Source organism: Streptomyces sp. NPDC005811 (assembly GCF_040630405.1).
GTDB lineage: Bacteria > Actinomycetota > Actinomycetes > Streptomycetales > Streptomycetaceae > Streptomyces.
The window spans coordinates 129,575-145,314 of record NZ_JBEXXK010000004.1 but is presented as its reverse complement, the minus strand read 5'-3'; the positions used below and the strand labels follow the sequence as shown (position 1 = coordinate 145,314).

The 15,740-nt window shown below is 73.0% G+C and carries 14 protein-coding genes and 2 pseudogenes; 7 read left to right on the top strand and 9 right to left on the bottom strand.

All coding sequences use genetic code 11. The features are described from left to right. Window positions 1-53: 53 nt before the first annotated feature. Window positions 54-458, bottom strand: a pseudogene (locus ABZ490_RS05830) (peptidoglycan-binding protein); the annotation flags it as partial. A 785-nt stretch (window positions 459-1,243) separates the two neighbouring features. After that, window positions 1,244-2,071 (bottom strand): hypothetical protein, encoded by an 828-nt coding sequence (locus ABZ490_RS05825; protein WP_358984713.1) that lies wholly within the window; start codon window positions 2,069-2,071, stop codon window positions 1,244-1,246. A gap of 132 nt (window positions 2,072-2,203) precedes the next feature. Here ABZ490_RS05825 and ABZ490_RS05820 point away from each other — a divergent pair, with 132 nt between their 5' ends. From ABZ490_RS05820 to ABZ490_RS05810, 3 genes are all read left to right on the top strand, one after another. Beyond that, window positions 2,204-3,052, top strand: coding sequence for a bifunctional methylenetetrahydrofolate dehydrogenase/methenyltetrahydrofolate cyclohydrolase (locus tag ABZ490_RS05820; protein ID WP_358984710.1), 849 nt, complete (start codon window positions 2,204-2,206; stop codon window positions 3,050-3,052). A gap of 105 nt (window positions 3,053-3,157) precedes the next feature. Further along, the gene (locus ABZ490_RS05815; RefSeq protein ID WP_358984707.1) at window positions 3,158-3,880 is read left to right on the top strand and encodes a TetR family transcriptional regulator; all 723 of its coding nucleotides are present in this window, start codon (window positions 3,158-3,160) and stop codon (window positions 3,878-3,880) included. Between the two features lie 143 nt (window positions 3,881-4,023). After that, window positions 4,024-4,440, top strand: a complete 417-nt coding sequence (locus ABZ490_RS05810; RefSeq protein WP_358984704.1) for a zinc ribbon domain-containing protein — start codon at window positions 4,024-4,026, stop codon at window positions 4,438-4,440. A 35-nt stretch (window positions 4,441-4,475) separates the two neighbouring features. Here ABZ490_RS05810 and ABZ490_RS05805 read toward each other — a convergent pair whose 3' ends face one another. Both ABZ490_RS05805 and ABZ490_RS05800 read right to left on the bottom strand, forming a co-directional pair. Then, window positions 4,476-4,832 carry a hypothetical protein gene (locus ABZ490_RS05805; RefSeq protein WP_358984701.1) on the bottom strand — a complete coding sequence of 119 codons (357 nt, stop codon included), beginning with the start codon at window positions 4,830-4,832 and terminating at the stop codon, window positions 4,476-4,478. A 13-nt stretch (window positions 4,833-4,845) separates the two neighbouring features. After that, complete coding sequence (locus ABZ490_RS05800) at window positions 4,846-5,346, bottom strand: helix-turn-helix domain-containing protein (RefSeq protein ID WP_358984698.1); 501 nt, start codon at window positions 5,344-5,346, stop codon at window positions 4,846-4,848. Between the two features lie 205 nt (window positions 5,347-5,551). On the opposite strand from ABZ490_RS05800, the gene ABZ490_RS05795 reads away from it, so the two are divergent. Continuing rightward, window positions 5,552-8,326, top strand: coding sequence for a hypothetical protein (locus ABZ490_RS05795; protein WP_358984694.1), 2,775 nt, complete (start codon window positions 5,552-5,554; stop codon window positions 8,324-8,326). 68 nt (window positions 8,327-8,394) lie between these two features. On the opposite strand, the gene ABZ490_RS05790 is transcribed toward ABZ490_RS05795, so the two are convergent. The 4 genes and pseudogenes from ABZ490_RS05790 to ABZ490_RS05775 form a co-directional block, all read right to left on the bottom strand. Continuing rightward, window positions 8,395-8,775 carry a PPOX class F420-dependent oxidoreductase gene (locus ABZ490_RS05790; protein WP_358984692.1) on the bottom strand — a complete coding sequence of 127 codons (381 nt, stop codon included), beginning with the start codon at window positions 8,773-8,775 and terminating at the stop codon, window positions 8,395-8,397. Between the two features lie 93 nt (window positions 8,776-8,868). Beyond that, the gene (locus ABZ490_RS05785; RefSeq protein ID WP_358984690.1) at window positions 8,869-10,116 is read right to left on the bottom strand and encodes a glucarate dehydratase family protein; all 1,248 of its coding nucleotides are present in this window, start codon (window positions 10,114-10,116) and stop codon (window positions 8,869-8,871) included. After that, window positions 10,113-10,436, bottom strand: a pseudogene (locus ABZ490_RS05780) (5-dehydro-4-deoxyglucarate dehydratase); the annotation flags it as partial. The gene ABZ490_RS05785 and the pseudogene ABZ490_RS05780, both read right to left, overlap by 4 nt. Before the next feature lie 280 nt (window positions 10,437-10,716). Next, entirely contained in the window at window positions 10,717-11,895 is a 1,179-nt protein-coding gene (locus tag ABZ490_RS05775) for an aminotransferase class I/II-fold pyridoxal phosphate-dependent enzyme (RefSeq protein WP_358984688.1), read from the bottom strand. Between the two features lie 25 nt (window positions 11,896-11,920). Here ABZ490_RS05775 and ABZ490_RS05770 point away from each other — a divergent pair, with 25 nt between their 5' ends. The 3 genes from ABZ490_RS05770 (at window position 11,921) to ABZ490_RS05760 (ending at window position 15,415) form a co-directional block, all read left to right on the top strand. Further along, window positions 11,921-12,958 carry a hypothetical protein gene (locus ABZ490_RS05770; protein WP_358984685.1) on the top strand — a complete coding sequence of 346 codons (1,038 nt, stop codon included), beginning with the start codon at window positions 11,921-11,923 and terminating at the stop codon, window positions 12,956-12,958. 61 nt (window positions 12,959-13,019) lie between these two features. Beyond that, window positions 13,020-13,835 carry an SAM-dependent methyltransferase gene (locus ABZ490_RS05765; RefSeq protein ID WP_358984682.1) on the top strand — a complete coding sequence of 272 codons (816 nt, stop codon included), beginning with the start codon at window positions 13,020-13,022 and terminating at the stop codon, window positions 13,833-13,835. Window positions 13,836-14,017: 182 nt separating this feature from the next. After that, entirely contained in the window at window positions 14,018-15,415 is a 1,398-nt protein-coding gene (locus ABZ490_RS05760) for a S1 family peptidase (RefSeq protein ID WP_358984679.1), read from the top strand. Between the two features lie 77 nt (window positions 15,416-15,492). On the opposite strand, the gene ABZ490_RS05755 is transcribed toward ABZ490_RS05760, so the two are convergent. Further along, window positions 15,493-15,678, bottom strand: a complete 186-nt coding sequence (locus tag ABZ490_RS05755; protein ID WP_358984676.1) for a hypothetical protein — start codon at window positions 15,676-15,678, stop codon at window positions 15,493-15,495. Window positions 15,679-15,740 lie beyond the last annotated feature (62 nt).

Below are 15,740 nucleotides of genomic sequence, written 5' to 3'. Positions count from 1 at the left end.
CCGTCCGGTCGTCCGGCCGCGATGCTGACGCGGTTCGGGTCAACCCGTCGGCCTCAGCCGCCGGTTCGTGACTCCAGTGCCTGGCGGGTGTCGTCGCCGTACACGCCGTCCTCGTCGCCGCGGATGCCGTACCAGAGCTGGAAGCGGGCCACGGCCTCGGTGAGGGTGGCGTTGTACCGGCCGTCGGTGGCCCCGTCCCGGTACACGTCGGGGATCTTCAGCAGCCGCTGCTGGAGGTCGGTCACCTCGGGGCCGCTGTCGCCCTCCCGCAGCGTGCCGGCCCCGTCGGGGTCGGCCGACGGCGAGGAGGTGTCCGGCTGGGTCGCGCTCGGCTGCGGCTGGACGGTCTCCGCCGCCGCCTCGCCGCCACGGCCCGGCACCAGGAGGGCACCGGCGAAGCCGACGAGCGCCGCGGCGCACACACCGATCGTGATGGCGGCCCGGCGCAGGCCGTTGCCCGACCCCTCGTTGTCACGCCTCCGCGCGCCGCGCGACGCCGTCGCCGCCGGGTACGCGCCGCCCGCGCGCCGGCCGGGGGCACCGGGCAGGGTCCCGTGACCGCCCGCCCTGCCGGGTCCGGCGCCGGTGCGCCCGGGAGGGGGCCCGTGGGGGCGGCCGGCCGGACGGCCGGGGCGGGATCCGTACGACGGCCGCTCGCCAGGCTTCGCCGACGCCCCGCCGGCCGTGTGCTCACCCCATCCCGGCTGGGGCACCGTGTCCTGCGCGGCGGCGGACTCGTGGACCGTGCCATGGTCCTGGACGTGTTCACCCCACCCCGGCCGGGGCACGGTGTCCCCGGCGGCGGACTCGTGGACGTCGGCGTGGACGTGCTCACCCCACCCCGCCGGAGCCGCGGCGGGCTCGGCCGGGTGCTGTTCGGCCGCCCAGTCCTGGCCCACGACCGGTTCCGTCGCCGGTCCCGCGGGGCCGTGGCCGTCGGCGTCGGGCGCGGGGACGGTCTCGGTCCAGTGCTCCACCGGAGGGAGTTGCTCCGTCGCCGGCTCGTCGGTCCCGCCCGGCAGCCCCTGCATCGGGATCGACTCGTAGGAGACGGGTTCCTTGGTCAGTTCGGTCATCTCGCGGAACAGGTCCGCCAGGGCGTCGGTGTTGCGGGGCCTGAGAACCCGGATGGGCTCCACGACCTTGCGCTCCTGCGGTTGTCCCGGTTCGGCCGGTGTCGGCACCCTGGTCTCCCTCCGTTCCGTGTCCCCGGGGAGAGATACGGGCGGACGGGCGGACGGGTTCAGCCGGTCAGGAAGCGGTGCAGGGAACGCGTGGTCGCGGCGACGAACGCGTCCCGTCCGGCGTCGTCGAGGACGTCCAGGGAGAGATAGGGGTTGAGGTCCTCCAGTTCGACGAGGAGCAGCTCGCCGCCGGGGGCGCGGCAGGCGTCGACGCGCTGGATGCCGTACGCCAGGGTGTTCCAGTCGATGAAACGGCCGGCGAACTCCAGGTCGGCGGGGGTGGGTTCGTACGGCCGGAGCTCCCAGCGGCGGCCGGGGTCCGGGGCGTACAGGGCGTACTGGAAGTCGTGGTCGACGAAGTAGAAGGAGACCTCGTAGGCGAAGTCGACGCACGGCTGGACGAGGACTGCGCCGTCGGCCAGGGCGGGCAGGTCGTCCGCGGTGACGATCCTGAGGCCCAGCGAGTCCGCGCCCAGCTTGGGCTTGACGACGTACCGCTCGGCCTCGGGGAGGCGGTGCAGGTCCTCGGCGCGGTCGGCCGTGGGGATCACCGGGTACCCCTGGGCGCCGAGGTCCAGGAGGTACTGCTTGCCGGCCATGTCGGCGCGCCCGGTGAGCGGGTTGTAGACGCGGACGCCGTCCCGAAGGGCGCGCTCGCGGAAGGCGTCGTAGGCGTCCTGGTAGCCGAGGACGGGCCCGCTGTTGCGGACGACCACCGCGTCGAAGCCGTCCATCAGGGCCGCCGCGTCCAGGGGGTGGCACAGGGCGAGGTCGAAGTCGGCGCGCAGCCGGGAGGTGAGCAGGACGTCCTCGTCGCCGTAGCGCCGGCCGCGGGCCGGGTAGGCCAGGTCGGTGACGTAGAGGAGACGGGGGCGGGCGGGCGGCACGGACGGCTCCTCGGGCTGGGCGGCGGTGCGGAAAGGTTACGCCGGGGTGGTGGGTGCTCCTGCGGGGAGGGTGACGCGGGGGTCGTACGATGACAGGACCGTCGTTTCTCTCCCGAAGGGCTCGTCCACTCCGTGACCACCGCAACTCTTCTCGACGGCAAGGCCGCCGCGGCCGACATCAAGAACGAACTCGCCCTGCGCGTCGAGGCGCTGAAGGAGCGCGGCATCACCCCCGGGCTGGGCACGATCCTCGTCGGCGACGACGCGGGCAGCCGCTCCTACGTGGGCGGCAAGCACCGGGACTGCGCGCAGGTCGGCATCGCCTCGATCCGGGTGGAGCTGCCCGCCGACGCCTCCCAGGCCGATGTCGAGGCCGCGGTGCTGCGGCTGAACGCCGACCCGGTGTGCACCGGTTTCATCGTGCAGCTCCCGCTGCCCGCGCACATCGACACCCATGCCGTGCTGGAGCTGATCGACCCGGTCAAGGACGCCGACGGACTCCACCCGACCAACCTGGGCCGGCTGGTGCTGGGCATTCCCGGGCCGCTGCCGTGCACCCCGCGCGGCATCATCGATCTGCTGCGCCGCAACCACGTGGAGATCACCGGGCAGCAGTTCTGCGTCATCGGCTGCGGGGTGACGGTCGGCCGCCCGCTGGGCCTGATGCTGACCCGCGCCACCGAGCACGCCACCGTGACCCTGTGCCACGAGGCGACGCAGGACACCGCGGCGCACGCCCGGGAGGCGGATGTGGTGGTGGCCGCCGCCGGCGTGGCCCATCTGGTGCGGCCGGACTGGATCAAGCCGGGCGCGACCGTGCTGTCCGTGGGCCTGACCCGTACGGTCGAGGGCGTCCTCGGTGACGTCCACCCCGATGTCGGCGATGTCGCCGGCTCCTTCGCCCCGCCGATCGGCGGCGTCGGCCCGATGACCCGGGCGATGCTGCTGACGAATGTCGTCGAGGCGGCCGAGCGGCTCTGAGCCCCGCCCTTCCCGGCACTCCGTGCCAGGTACTCGGTTCCCTGTTCGGCGAGGCCGGAGGGAACTGAGTGCCATCGGAGGGTCCCGGATGTTACGTTCCCGTCCATGAGCGCGACGGAGAAGGCGGAGGCCAAGCCGCCCATGCGGGACGCCCTGGTGGCGGCGGCGTTCCGGCTGTTCCTGGAGCGGGGCTACGAGCAGACCACCGTCGACGACATCGTGGCCCTCGCGGGCGTCGGCCGGCGCTCGTTCTTCCGCTACTTCCCCTCCAAGGAGGACGTGGTCTTCCCCGACCACGAGCGGTGCCTGGCCGACATGACCGCCTTCCTCGCCGCGAGCGAGCCGGACGCGGAGCCGGTGCGGCGCGTGTGCGACGGCGCCCGGCTGGTCCTGCGGATGTACGCGGAGAACCCCTCCTTCTCGGTGCAGCGCTACCGGCTCACCAAGAAGGTGCCGGGGCTGCGCGCGTACGAGCTGTCGGTGGTGTGGCGCTACGAACGCGCCCTCGCCGCGTATCTGCGGGGCCGCTTCGCCGACGGGGCCGACGGCAGCCTGCGGGCCGATGTGATCGCCTCGGCCGTGGTCGCCGCGCACAACAACGCCCTGCGGTCCTGGCTGCGTTCGGACGGCGAGGGCGACGCGACCGCCACCGTGGACCATGCGCTGGGCTATGTGCAGTCCGCGTTCGGCGCGGCACCCGCGCCCGGGCCGGCGCCGGCGCCGGCCGTCGAGGAGCATCCCGAGGACGTGGTCGTCGTGGTCTCCCGGCGCGGGGCTCCGCTGTGGCGGGTGGTCCAGGAGATCGAGACGACACTCGCCCGGGACTGAACATTCGGGGTACGCAGTACCTTTACCTCTGGCACTGAGTGCCATACGCTGAGCGCGTGCACGGTGGCACGGTGACCGGGCACGTCCGTGCACGGGTGAGCCGCGCACGGGGGATTCCGGCCCAGGGCAGGGAGTTGACCAGCGTGTACCACTACTCAGGAAGCGCCGTTCAGCGGGCAGCCGGCTCCTCCGCGGGGCTGCTCGACCGCGCGAAGGCCGACGGCGAGGCGATCCTCTTCCAGCGCTGCGCCTGGTGCGGCACCGCCATGTACCACCGGCTGCTCTGTCCGGTGTGCCAGGGCAGCGAACTGCGCACGGAGCGCAGCGACGGCGCCGGGACGGTCCGCCACGCCACCGTCGTCCACCGCAACACGCCCTCCGCGCGCAATGTGTCGCTGGTCGAGATGGCCGAGGGGTTCGTCGTGCGCGGCCGGGTCATGGGCCCCCTCATCGGCATCCACAGCGGCGACCGCGTCCGGCTCTCCACGGTGAAGGACCCGGTACGCGGCGAGCCGGTGTTCCAGCTGCTCGACGAGCCGTACCGGGGCTGGCACCACTGACGCCCCGACCGTCGAGCACGGGCCGGGACACCGGTCTACCTCCGGGCAAGGGCGTTCTCGACCAGGGTGACCGTCGCGCGGGGGTCGTCGACCTGGAGCACGAGGCGTGCGTACGTCTCGTCGGCGAGTTCGACCACGACGGCCTTCGACGCGTCCCTCACGTCCCAGAAGACCTTTTCACCGTCCTGGTGGAAGGTGCCGGCGGTGATCACACCGGGCACATGGGAGCCCGGCGCGCGGATTCCCTTGGGGTCGGCGGTGATACCGGGGTCGGCGGTCGCGCCACGGACGTGGGCCAGCGGGACGGTCAGGCCGCCCTTGAAGGACCAGAGCCTGTCGAGATCCTCGATCACGACGACGAGGTCGTCGCCGTCGATACGGATCAGTGCCATGCCGGTTTCCCTTTCAGGGGAGTGGGTCGAGGTGCCGGGCCAGCGCCCTGGCGGCGTTGTCGGGGTTGCCGCGCAGGAGGATGCCCAGCGCGGCGGCGGTGAGGGCGGTGGCCAGGTCGGCGGGAACGCCGAGGGCGTCGGCGATCGCCCGGTCGACGGCGGCCAACGCGGCCGTCACCTCGGAGGCCACCTCCTCGTCGGCAGGTGAGCGTTCGATCGCCGCGAGCAGCAGCAGACCGAGGTCGGCCGACGTGACGAGCCGCAGCGCCTCCGCGGCATCCGATGCGCCGGCGAGGGCGTCGAGCAACGGGCGGACGTCGTCGGCGAGGTGGCGGCGCAGGGCGGCCAGGTAGAGGCCGCGCTTGCTGCCGAACACCTTGTACAGGCTGTTGCGGTGCACGCCGAGGTGGGTGACGAGGTCGTCGACGGACACACCGTCATACGCCCGCCCACCGAACAGGCCCACGGCGGCACGCACCGCTTCGTCCTCGTCGAATGCTCTCGGCCTTCCCATGACCACCACGGTAGCCATTTAAGGAACGACCAGTCAAGAACGATCGTTCCTTAATTGACGAGCAGTCGCGAGGACTCAATTCCGGTCATTCGCGGGCCGGTTCGACCGTCACAGGCAACCCACAGGTCCCCGATCGCCTCCTTCGAGGCGTGAGGTGCTCCCGGTACGGACGGGGCACCCACGCGCGAAGTGTGAGGAGGGACCCTTGTTGCATGCCCGGCGCATAGGTGTCACCGCCGTGGCCGTGCTCGCGGCCCTGGCGGGAACACCCGGGCTGGCCCAGGCCCAGCAGCCGTCCGGTCCATCGGCGTCGGCCGCTTCCGACGGCGGACTGCCACGGGGATGGCGCGTCACCGGCGAGGGCGCGGCCCGTCAGCTGGTGTGGCGCTCGGAGCGGACCGTGCCCATGGGGGACGCCCGGGTGGAGTTCCACGCGGGCGGCCGGCTGCTCGGCGTGCCGAAGGCGGCCGAGGACGGCCGTACCTTCCGGCTCCCCCTCGACCGGGCCGCGTCGCTGACGGATCTCCAGGTCCTCGCTGCCGGACGCCGGCTGGACGAGGCCGCCGCGGACTCCGGCGCACCGGCGAAGAACGCCCTGACCGCCCCGCGGCCACCGGCCGCGCTCCCGGCCAACTCCGTGGACCCCGGCAGGCCCGGCGCGTACCGCACGGTCACCGGTGAGTACGACCTCGCCCCGGTGAAGCTGCCCGGCTTCGCCCAGCCGGTCGAGATGCAGGCCGTGGTGGTCGCGCCGAAGGGCGCCACCGGCAAGCGGCCGCTCGCCCTGTTCCTGCACGGCCGCCACGCCACCTGCTACAAGCCGGGCGCCGGTGACGACGGTGTGACCGGCGACTGGCCCTGCCCCACCGGGCTGAAGGCGATCCCGAGCTACCAGGGCTATCTCCAGGACCAGAAGCTGCTGGCCTCGCAGGGCTATGTGACGGTGTCGATCTCGGCGAACGGCATCAACGCCCAGGACTGGGCGGCCGAGGACGGCGGCGCCCAGGCCCGTTCCTCGCTGGTGCGGCAGCACCTCGCGAAGTGGGCCGGCTGGGCCGCCCACCCCGGCGACGCACCGGCGGCCGTACGGAACACGAAGGCCGACCTGGACCGCGTACTGCTCGTCGGCCACTCGCGCGGCGGCGAGGGCGTCGACCGGGCCGCGATGGACAGCCTCTACCCGGCGCCCGCCGCACAGGACGGCTACCGGGGCCCGGTCCGCTGGAAGATCCGCGGGACCGTGCTCATCGGCCCGACCGTCTTCGGCCAGAACCCGGTCCCCGACGTCCCCTCCACGACGATCCTGCCCGGCTGCGACGGCGACGTCTCCGACCTCCAGGGCGAGGTGTACGCCGACGGCACGCGCGGCGTCAGCAAGGGCGCCGCCCTGCACAGCGCCGTGTACGTGGTCGGCGCGAACCACAACTTCTTCAACACGGAGTGGACCCCGGGCAAGGCCCAGGCGCCCGCGAACGACGACTTCTGGGACGACCCGGAGAGCACGGACCGCGACCCGGTGTGCTCCACGGGCACCCGCACCCGGCTGACCGCCGACCAGCAGCACCGGGCCGGCGCGACCTACATCGCCGCGGCCGCCCGGCTGTTCGTGGCCGGCGACGACCGGGTGCGCCCGCTGCTCGACGGCACCGGCCGGCGCGCCCCCTCGGCCGACCCGGCCCGCGTCCTGACCCACGCCGTCGGCGCCCGCCGTACCGGCGCGTTCCTGCCGGACACCGGGGTGAAGGTGTCCGGCGGCAGGCTGTGCGCGGCGGTCGACCCGGCCCCGGCCAAGGCCTGCCTGGGCCCGGACGCCCACGGCTCCTCCCCGCACTTCGCCACCTGGGCCCTGGAGAAGGAGGCCGGCCGCAGCGCGGTCGCGCTGAAGTGGTCGGCGCCCGGCAGGGCGGTGAAGGTCACCCCCGCCAGGCCGCTCTCCCTGTCCGGCGCGAAGAACCTGACGCTGCGCGTCTTCGTACCGCCGAACACCACCGGCACCAAGCTGGACGTGTCGCTCACCGACTCCGCCGGTCACCGCGCCGGGCTCGGCCAGGTCAAGGTCGACGGGCTGCCCGGCACCGAGCGGACCGCCTCCTACTGGGCGCGCGAGGTGCGGGTGCCGCTGACCGCGGCCACCCGCGCCGGGTTCGACCTCAAGCACGTCAAGTCGCTGGAACTGACCCCGCGTTCACGCTCCGGGAAGGCCTGGCTGATGGACGCCTGGGGCTGGGCCCCCGGCACCCCGGCGGTCACGGCGGCCCGGCTGCCGCGCGTCGACATCGGCCGGCTCTCGGTCGACGAGGGCAACTCGGGCACCCGCACCTACCACGTCCCGGTCGCGGTCTCCGGGCACGGCACCGGCAAGGTCCGCTTCACCGTCCTGGACCCGGACACGGGCCGCACCACGGACAAGCTGGTCACGGTCCGGCCCGGGTCGACGCCCGTCGATGTGCCGGTCGTGGTGAAGGGCGACACCCTCTACGGCTACGACAAGCAGTACGACCTCGTCGCCAAGGCGGTCCGCGGTGCCGTCGTCGGCTCGTACCTGGGCGGCGTCATCGCACGCAACGACGACCCGGCGCCGACGGCGTCGCTCGCGCCGGTCGCCGACCGGGTGACCGAGGGCGAGTCGCTGAGCTGGCGGATCTCCCTGTCCGAGGCGGCCGCCGTGGACATCTGGACGCCGGTGCGGGTGGTGCCGGTGACCGAGGGCACCGAGCTGTCCACCAAGGACGTGGATCCGCAGTGGCTGGCGGACCACGCCGACGGCCCGGCCGACCCGGAGCGCCCGCTGTCCCAGGCGGACGTGTGGGCGTGGATGAACATCCCGGCCGGGGCGACCACCGTCGACTTCACCGTGCCCACGGTGAAGGACCAGGTGGCCGAGCCCGCCGAGTCGATGCGGCTGACGCTGACCGACGAGAACGGCGCCCCGCTTCCCGGCCAGCAGGCGCTGACGGGCACGGTCGTGGACGCGCCCTAGCACGAAGAGCGGAACGGCATACGGAGAGGGGGGCGTGGACCGTGCGGTCCACGCCCCCCTCTCCGTGCTCACAGCGTGATGCGGATCCCCACCGTGCCGTCCAGCCCGCGCCGCAGCCGGCTGCCCAGGAGCGTCAGCCGCCCGAGGATGCCGTACTTGCGGGCGAGCAGGGTGCGGTAGTGGGCGGTGGTCCGCGCGTCGCAGATCTCGGCGCTGGCCGGGACCGGTGCGCCGGTGGGATTGCCGCGTACGTCGCAGGGGCCGACGAGGACGTCACCGCGGGCCCGGATCCGCTTCACCTTCCAGGCGTCGGCGGCCGACCAGGCCCCGAGGGTGTCCCCGTCCCGCACCACCCACACCGGGGTGGCGACCCCGGTGCCGTTCTTCCGGTAGCTCGTGATCAGCAGGTACTTGCCCGCTCCGAGCCGGTCGAGCGCGTTGTCGTCCATGCCGCGCAGTCTATGCAGGCCGGGCACGACAGCGCCCCGGAAGGGGCGCGGGGAACTGCGCGGCCGGCCCCCACGGCGCCGCACCCGACACACTCACCACCGCGGCAGCCGCAGCTCGTACTCAGGATGGATCCGCCGCATATAACCCGTGTCGTCCCGGCTCCGCACCCCCGATGCGACCCACCGCCGATGCAACCGCTCCAGCGCGTCATGGTCGAGTTCCACCCCGAGCCCGGGTCCGGTGGGCACCCGCACCTCCCCGTCCTTCAGCTCCAGAACCCCCGGCAGTACGACATCATCCGCGCGGTTCCACGGGTAGTGCGTGTCGCAGGAGTGGTCGAGCCGAGGAATCGCCGCGGCGACATGGGTCATCGCGGCGAGGCTGATGCCCAGGTGCGAGTTGGAGTGCATGGACAGCGCGATCCCGAACGCCTCGCAGACGGCGGCCAGTTCACGGGTGCGGCGCAGTCCGCCCCAGTAGTGGTGATCGGTGAGCAGCACCTGGACCGCGTTGTGCTCGATCGCGGGCCGCAGATGCTCCCAGGCGATCACGCACATGTTGGTGGCGAGGGGCAGCGGGGAGTCCTGGGCGACCTGCGCCATCCCGGGGATCCCGGCCGTCGGGTCCTCCAGGTACTCCAGGACGCCGTCCAGTTCCCGCGCCACGTACCGTGAGGTCTCCACCGTCCAGGCGGTGTTGGGGTCCAGGCGCAGGGGCTGCCCGGGGAAGGCCTCCGCGAGGGCCCGGATCGCGGCGATCTCCTCGTCGGGCGGGAAGACGCCTCCCTTGAGCTTGAACGAGCGGAAGCCGTGGCGCTGTTGCATCAGCCGGGCCTGCTCGACGATCCCGGCCGGGTCCAGGGCCTCGGGCCAGTCGTCGCCGATGGCGGGGCGGCCGTCCAGGGCGGGGTGCTCGGCCCACTTGTAGAAGAGGTACGCCGCGAAGGGCACGGTGTCGCGGACCCGCCCGCCGAGCAGATCGCTGACCGGGCGGCCGAGCAGCTTGCCCTGCGCGTCCAGGCAGGCGACCTCGACGGCGGAGGTGGTCCAGCCGCGTTCGTGGGAGCTGGGCACGGTCGGCAGCAGGGCGGCGTCGATCGCGGCGCAGACGGCGGTGGCGTCGAAGACGTCCATGCCGACGACCGTGCGGGCGGCGGTCTCCAGACGCTCCGTGCGGGCCGCGCCGCCCGGTGACTCGCCGAGGCCCACCGTGCCGTCCTCCAGGACGAGTTGGAGGATCACCCGCAGGGCGAGGGGTTCGTGGACGCCGTTGGAGTTGAGCAGCGGCGGGTCGGAGAAGGCGATGGGGGTGGCGATCAGTTCGCGGATCCGGGTGCTCATGCGGCCACCGCCGCCCGTCCTCGGTCGATGACATTCGCCGGGCGGGCGACGCGCTCGGGGGCGGGGTCCAGCAGGGGTGCCCGTACGCCGCCCACGTCCAGGCCGCGGATCGTCACCCCGGCCCCGACCAGCGACACGGCGTAGCCCGGGACCTCGTCGCGGAGGGCGACGAGGGGGCCGTAGAACTCGTCGAGGAGCCGGCCGACGAGCGCCCGGTCGCGCTCGGCGAACTGGAAGTCCTTCGAGGTGACGGACCGGACCGCGCGGACGATGCGGTGCATCCACTCCAGGTCGCCGATGCCGTCCTTCGGACCGACGATGCGGGTCCGGACCTCCAGCGTGGTCGGGTCGTCACCGCCGGCCCCGCCGGCTCCGGAGCCGCAGGCCGCCGCTCCGAACAGCAGGCCGACGGCGGCGCGCGCCGCGTCCGGGCGGCGGCTTCGTCGGCGAAGCCCCATGGGCACCTCCGTTCACATCCGTGAACTTTCTTCACGGATGTGAATATGAGGCGCCCAAGCTACGAATCGTTTCGAGGGCATGTCAAGACATGACCGGGAGATGGCGGGCCCGTGACACGGACGCCGCCGCAAGGGCCCCGGGTCAGCGCAGGGCGGCCGCCATCCGGCGCACCCCCTCGGTGAGGATCTCGGGCGAGGTGGCGAGATTCAGCCGTACGTGCCCGGCTCCCCCGGTGCCGAAGTCGGGCCCGGGGCTCAGCGCCACCCGGCCGCGCTCCAGGAAGACCGCCGCCGGGTCGTCCCCGAGGCCCAGGGCGCGGCAGTCCAGCCAGGCCAGAAAGGTGCCCTCCCCCGGCCGGTGGCGGACCCCGGGGAGGTGCTCGGCCAGCAGCTCCGCGAGCAGCAGCCGGTGTGCGTCGAGGGCCGTCAGCAGGGCGTCCAGCCAGGCGGTCCCCTCGCTCAGCGCGGCGGTGTGGGCGAGCACGCCGACATGGCTCGGGCCGTGGGAGACCTCCTCCGGCAGCAGGGCCAGATCGGCCGCGGCCCCGGGGCCCGCCACGGCCAGGGCCGCCTTGAGACCGGCCAGGTTCCAGGCCTTCGAGGCCGACATCAGCGACAGCCCTGACCCCGCGCCGGGCACGCTCAGATACGGCACGAAGTCCACTCCGGCGGCGGTGAGCGGGGCGTGGATCTCGTCGGCGACCACGCGCACGCCGTACCGCTCGGCGAGGGCGGCGACCGCGGTCAGCTCCTCGGCGGTGTGCACGGTGCCGGTCGGGTTGTGCGGGCTGCACAGCAGATGCGCGGCCCGGCCGCCGTCCGCGACCGCCCGCCGGTACGCCTCCTCCAGGACGGCGAGGTCGAGCCGGCCGTCCGCGCCGAGCGGCGCCTCGGCGATCCGGCGGTCCATATGGGCGAGGAACTGGAAGAACGGCGGATACACCGGTGGGTTCACCACGACCGGGTCACCGGGCCCGGTCACCAGCTTGACCATCTCGACGACGCCCATCATCACGTCCGGCACGATCGCGCACCGCTCGACCGCGAGCCCGTGCCAGCCCCAGCGCTCGGCGGCGAACCGGGCCAGCGCCCGCGCGTAGGCCGTGCCCGCCGGATAGCCGGTGTCGCCGAGCGCCAGGGCGTCCGTGACCGCCCGGACGACGGGCTCGGCGAGCGTCACGTCCATCTCCGCGACCCACAGCGGAAGGACGTCGGCCGGATAGGTGCGCCATTTCATGCTCGTACGGCGGCGCAGCAGGTCGAGGGTGACGGACCGAAAAGGGCTTGGCTCACCGGACGTTTCGTGCGGGATCCTGTTCATGGGGCACAAGATAGGGGGCTGTGCAGTGACCTGGGATCGACTGGACGGGACATCCCTGGAAGTGGCGTGCGACGAGTCCGGCTCGGACGGGGAGAATCTCACCGGCGGCAACACGGATGTGTTCGCGCACGCCAGTGTGCGCCTCACGGAGGAATGCGCCGCCGCGCAGGTCCGGGAGATCCGCGGCCGTGTCCGCTCCCCCGCCGAGGAGTACAAGGCGAACCACCTTCTGCGGGAGAAGCACCGGGCGGTCCTGGAATGGCTGCTGTCGGAGTCCGGGCCGCTCCTCGGGAACGCCCATGTGCATCTGGTGGAGAAGACGTTCTTCGTGGTGGACCGCACCGCGGACCTGCTGCTCGGCGATCCCGGGGCGGCCGGCGCGCTCTTCCGCGAGGGGCCCCGCACCTTCTCGGGCGAGGAATGGCGGGAATTCCTCACGGCGGCCAACCGATTGCTGCGCGTACGGTCCACGGAAGGGCCGGAGGAGCCCGTGGAGGGCTTTTTCCGCACGGTCGGCGGATTGCTGCGGGCGTATTCCGGAACACCCGCGGCGGACATTCTGGCGCGGCTGGCGACCGAGCGGTCCCGGGCGGCCGCCTATCGGGACGGAATCGACTCCGCTGGGCCCCCGCTCGTCCCCCTGCTCAATCCCCTGCTCCCTTCCGTCGTGCGGACGGCGGCGCACTGGAGCCGCGGCGGGCGGCCGGTCCGGCTCGCCCACGACCGGCAGAACATGCTCACACCGGAGCGGATCGTCTGGATCGAGCGCACGGCGCGGCGGCAGGGCATCGCCCTCGCCGGGCTGCGGCTCGTGGTCTCCCGGGACGACGCCCGGGTACAGCTCGCCGACTTCCTCGCCGGGATCGCCCGCAGCATCGCCTCCGACGAACTGAACGGCCGCGGCGACCCCGCGCTCTCCGCACTCCTGCGCCCCTACACCGGGGCCTCTGCGGTGTGGGGCGACGCGCGGAGCTGGGCCCGGCTCGGCCCCGGGGCGACGGAATCCGGGCATCCCGCGAGGGAATCCGCGGGTCCCACCCCTGGCATCAACTCTCTTGCATAGATTGCTTGTTGATCGCGTACCTCCCCCCTTCCGCCCCTCTCCTGCCGTCGGAGCCGAACCCATGACGTCCCTGACCCCCGCGCCAGAGAACTCCCGTATCGACATCACCCAGCCGCACACCGCCCGCATCTGGAACTACTGGCTGGGCGGCAAGGACAACTACGAGGTCGACCGGGCCGCCGGCGACCGGATCCGGGAGTTACACCCGGACATCGGCGAGTACGCCCGTGCCGACCGGCTCTTCCTGGGCCGTGCCGTGACCCATCTGGTGACCGGGGCCGGGATCCGCCAGTTCCTCGACATCGGCACCGGGCTGCCCACCGCCGACAACACCCACGAGGTGGCCCAGCGGCTGGCGCCGGACGCCCGGGTCGTCTACGTCGACAACGACCCGCTGGTCCTCGCGCACGCCCGGGCCCTGCTCACCAGCACACCCGAGGGCCGCACCGACTACCTCGACGAGGACCTGCGCCACACCGACGCGATCCTGGAACACGCGGGGAAGACGCTGGACCTCACGGAGCCGGTGGCGCTGATGCTGCTCGGCGTGGTCATCTTCGTCGGCGACGAGGAGGACCCGTACGCCCTGGTGCGGGGGCTGCTCGACCGGCTGCCGGCGGGCAGCCATCTGGTGCTGTCGCACACCGTCACCACCCCCGCGATGCCGGACGTGGACGAGGCCGTGCGGTTCTGGAACGAGCACGGCACCCCGAAGCTGACCCAGCGCACCCCCGAGCGGGTGGCGCGCTTCTTCGACGGTCTGGAGCTGCTGGAGCCGGGCGTGGTGTCGTGCTCGCGCTGGCGCCCCGAGCCGCAGGGGGCGCCAGGGGAGCCGGCGGAGGTCGCGATGTTCGGCGGAGTGGGGCGCAAACACTGACATCCGGCGCGACGGCGCGGTGCCCGGCGGCCCGAAAGGGCGGGTGCGGCGGCGGCTCCGCCAGGTGATCGCTTCCGGGCTGAACACGACCGGGCCCTCGCACGTATGGGGGTGAGGGCACTCAACGACCGGAGCGCCCCGCGGTGTTGGAGCCGCACAACCGGGGTTTTCGGGAGCTGGGCATGAGGCACGCACGACGACGGATCGTCCGGCGAGTGACACGGCTGGCGGCCGTCGGCGGACTCCTCCTGGGCGGGACCATGGTCACCCAGGCGGCCATGGCCAGCGAGACGCCCGCCGACTCGGCGACGCCGCGCGCCGCACCGGAGTCCGTGGTCACCAACCCCGGTGCGGCACTGGTCAAGAAGCTCGGCACCGCGCGCACCGCGGGGACCTGGCTCAACGACGAGGGGCGCCCGGTGGTGGCGGTCACGGACGACAAGTCGGCCGCCACCGTGCGCAAGGCGGGCGCCGAGCCGAAGCGCGTCGACCACAGCATGAACGAGCTGAAGTCGGCCGCGGCGACGCTGCGTTCGGCCCCCACGGTGCCCGGCACGGCGTGGGTGACGGACTACAAGACCAACGAGGTCATCGTGCAGGCCGACAGCACGGTGTCGGCCGCCGACTGGGCGAGCCTGACGAAGACCGCGACGGGCATCGGCAGTTACGTCCGGATGGAGCGCACGACGGGCAAGTTCACCACCCGGCTCAACGGCGCCCAGCCGATCCTGTCGACGGGCGGGCGCTGTTCGGCCGGGTTCAACGTGACCAACGGGACGAACGACTTCATCCTCACCGCCGGGCACTGCGGGCCGACCGGGTCGACCTGGTTCGCCGACAACACGGCGAAGCAGCAGGTGGGCCAGACCGTCCAGCAGAGCTTCCCGGTCAACGACTTCTCGCTGGTGCAGTACGCGAGCGGCAAGGCCGGCGACGGCGCCGACGTCGTGGCGATCGGCAACGGCAACGGGGTGCGCATCACGGGCACGGGCGACGCGGCCGTCGGCCAGCGGGTGTTCCGCAGCGGCAGCACCACGGGGCTGAAGGACGGCGAGGTCACCGGGCTCGACGCGACGGTGAACTACCCGGAGGGCACGGTCAGCGGGCTGATCGAGACGAACGTCTGCGCCGAACCCGGCGACAGCGGCGGCCCGATGTTCTCGGAGGGTGTCGCGCTCGGCATCACCTCGGGCGGCAGCGGTGACTGCACGACGGGCGGGACGACGTTCTTCCAGCCGGTGACCCGGGCGCTGGCACAGCTGGGCGTGACGCTCATCGTGGCCGCTCCCTCGGGCAACGGGCAGGGCGGCGGCACCTCGCCGTCCGGTGCCCCGCAGCCGTCCCTCTCCCCCACCCAGGCGGCGATCGCGCCGGGTTCGACCTCGCCGGGCTCGACGACCCCGGTGACGGGCATCGGCGGCGCGACGTCGCTCGCCGCCCGGCTCACCGACCCCAACACCATCGGCCCCGGTCTGCTGGTCATCGGCGGCAGCCTGATCGCCCTGGTCGCCACCCGCTACATCCGCGCCGAACAGGACCGCAAGGCCTACCGCGACTACTACTCGGCGACCTGGGGCTGAGCGGGGCGGTCCCGAAAGGGCGGAACGGGCAAACGAAAAGGGCACCCGGTCAGGGTGCCCGCTTCGGCCTACGAGGGTCAGACCGCGTTCAGCGGCTGCGGGGCCGCGGCGGCCCACTCCAGGACGAGGCGCTGGTACTCCGCGCGCTGCTCGACACTCAGTGTCCCGCCCGACCGCAGCCACAGGGCCCGGATCTCCTCGTTGACCTCGTCAGCCGAACGCTCGGAAACGGTTTCAACAGTGGTGGACATGGCGTGAAGCATACGGCTCCCGGAGTGAAGGCCGCGTGAGTAAGTAAGGATAATTCGGGCATTTGGTAGCGTGT

What these genes read in the sequence shown, in the direction of transcription:
- ABZ490_RS05755 (WP_358984676.1), bottom strand. Translation starts at nt 15,678, where the DNA reads ATGCTTCACGCCATGTCCACCACTGTTGAAACCGTTTCCGAGCGTTCG.
- ABZ490_RS05765 (WP_358984682.1), top strand. Translation starts at nt 13,020, where the DNA reads ATGACGTCCCTGACCCCCGCGCCAGAGAACTCCCGTATCGACATCACC.
- ABZ490_RS05805 (WP_358984701.1), bottom strand. Translation starts at nt 4,832, where the DNA reads ATGGCACTGATCCGTATCGACGGCGACGACCTCGTCGTCGTGATCGAG.
- ABZ490_RS05800 (WP_358984698.1), bottom strand. Translation starts at nt 5,346, where the DNA reads ATGGGAAGGCCGAGAGCATTCGACGAGGACGAAGCGGTGCGTGCCGCC.
- ABZ490_RS05760 (WP_358984679.1), top strand. Translation starts at nt 14,018, where the DNA reads ATGAGGCACGCACGACGACGGATCGTCCGGCGAGTGACACGGCTGGCG.
- ABZ490_RS05790 (WP_358984692.1), bottom strand. Translation starts at nt 8,775, where the DNA reads ATGGACGACAACGCGCTCGACCGGCTCGGAGCGGGCAAGTACCTGCTG.
- ABZ490_RS05775 (WP_358984688.1), bottom strand. Translation starts at nt 11,895, where the DNA reads ATGAACAGGATCCCGCACGAAACGTCCGGTGAGCCAAGCCCTTTTCGG.
- ABZ490_RS05785 (WP_358984690.1), bottom strand. Translation starts at nt 10,116, where the DNA reads ATGAGCACCCGGATCCGCGAACTGATCGCCACCCCCATCGCCTTCTCC.
- ABZ490_RS05815 (WP_358984707.1), top strand. Translation starts at nt 3,158, where the DNA reads ATGAGCGCGACGGAGAAGGCGGAGGCCAAGCCGCCCATGCGGGACGCC.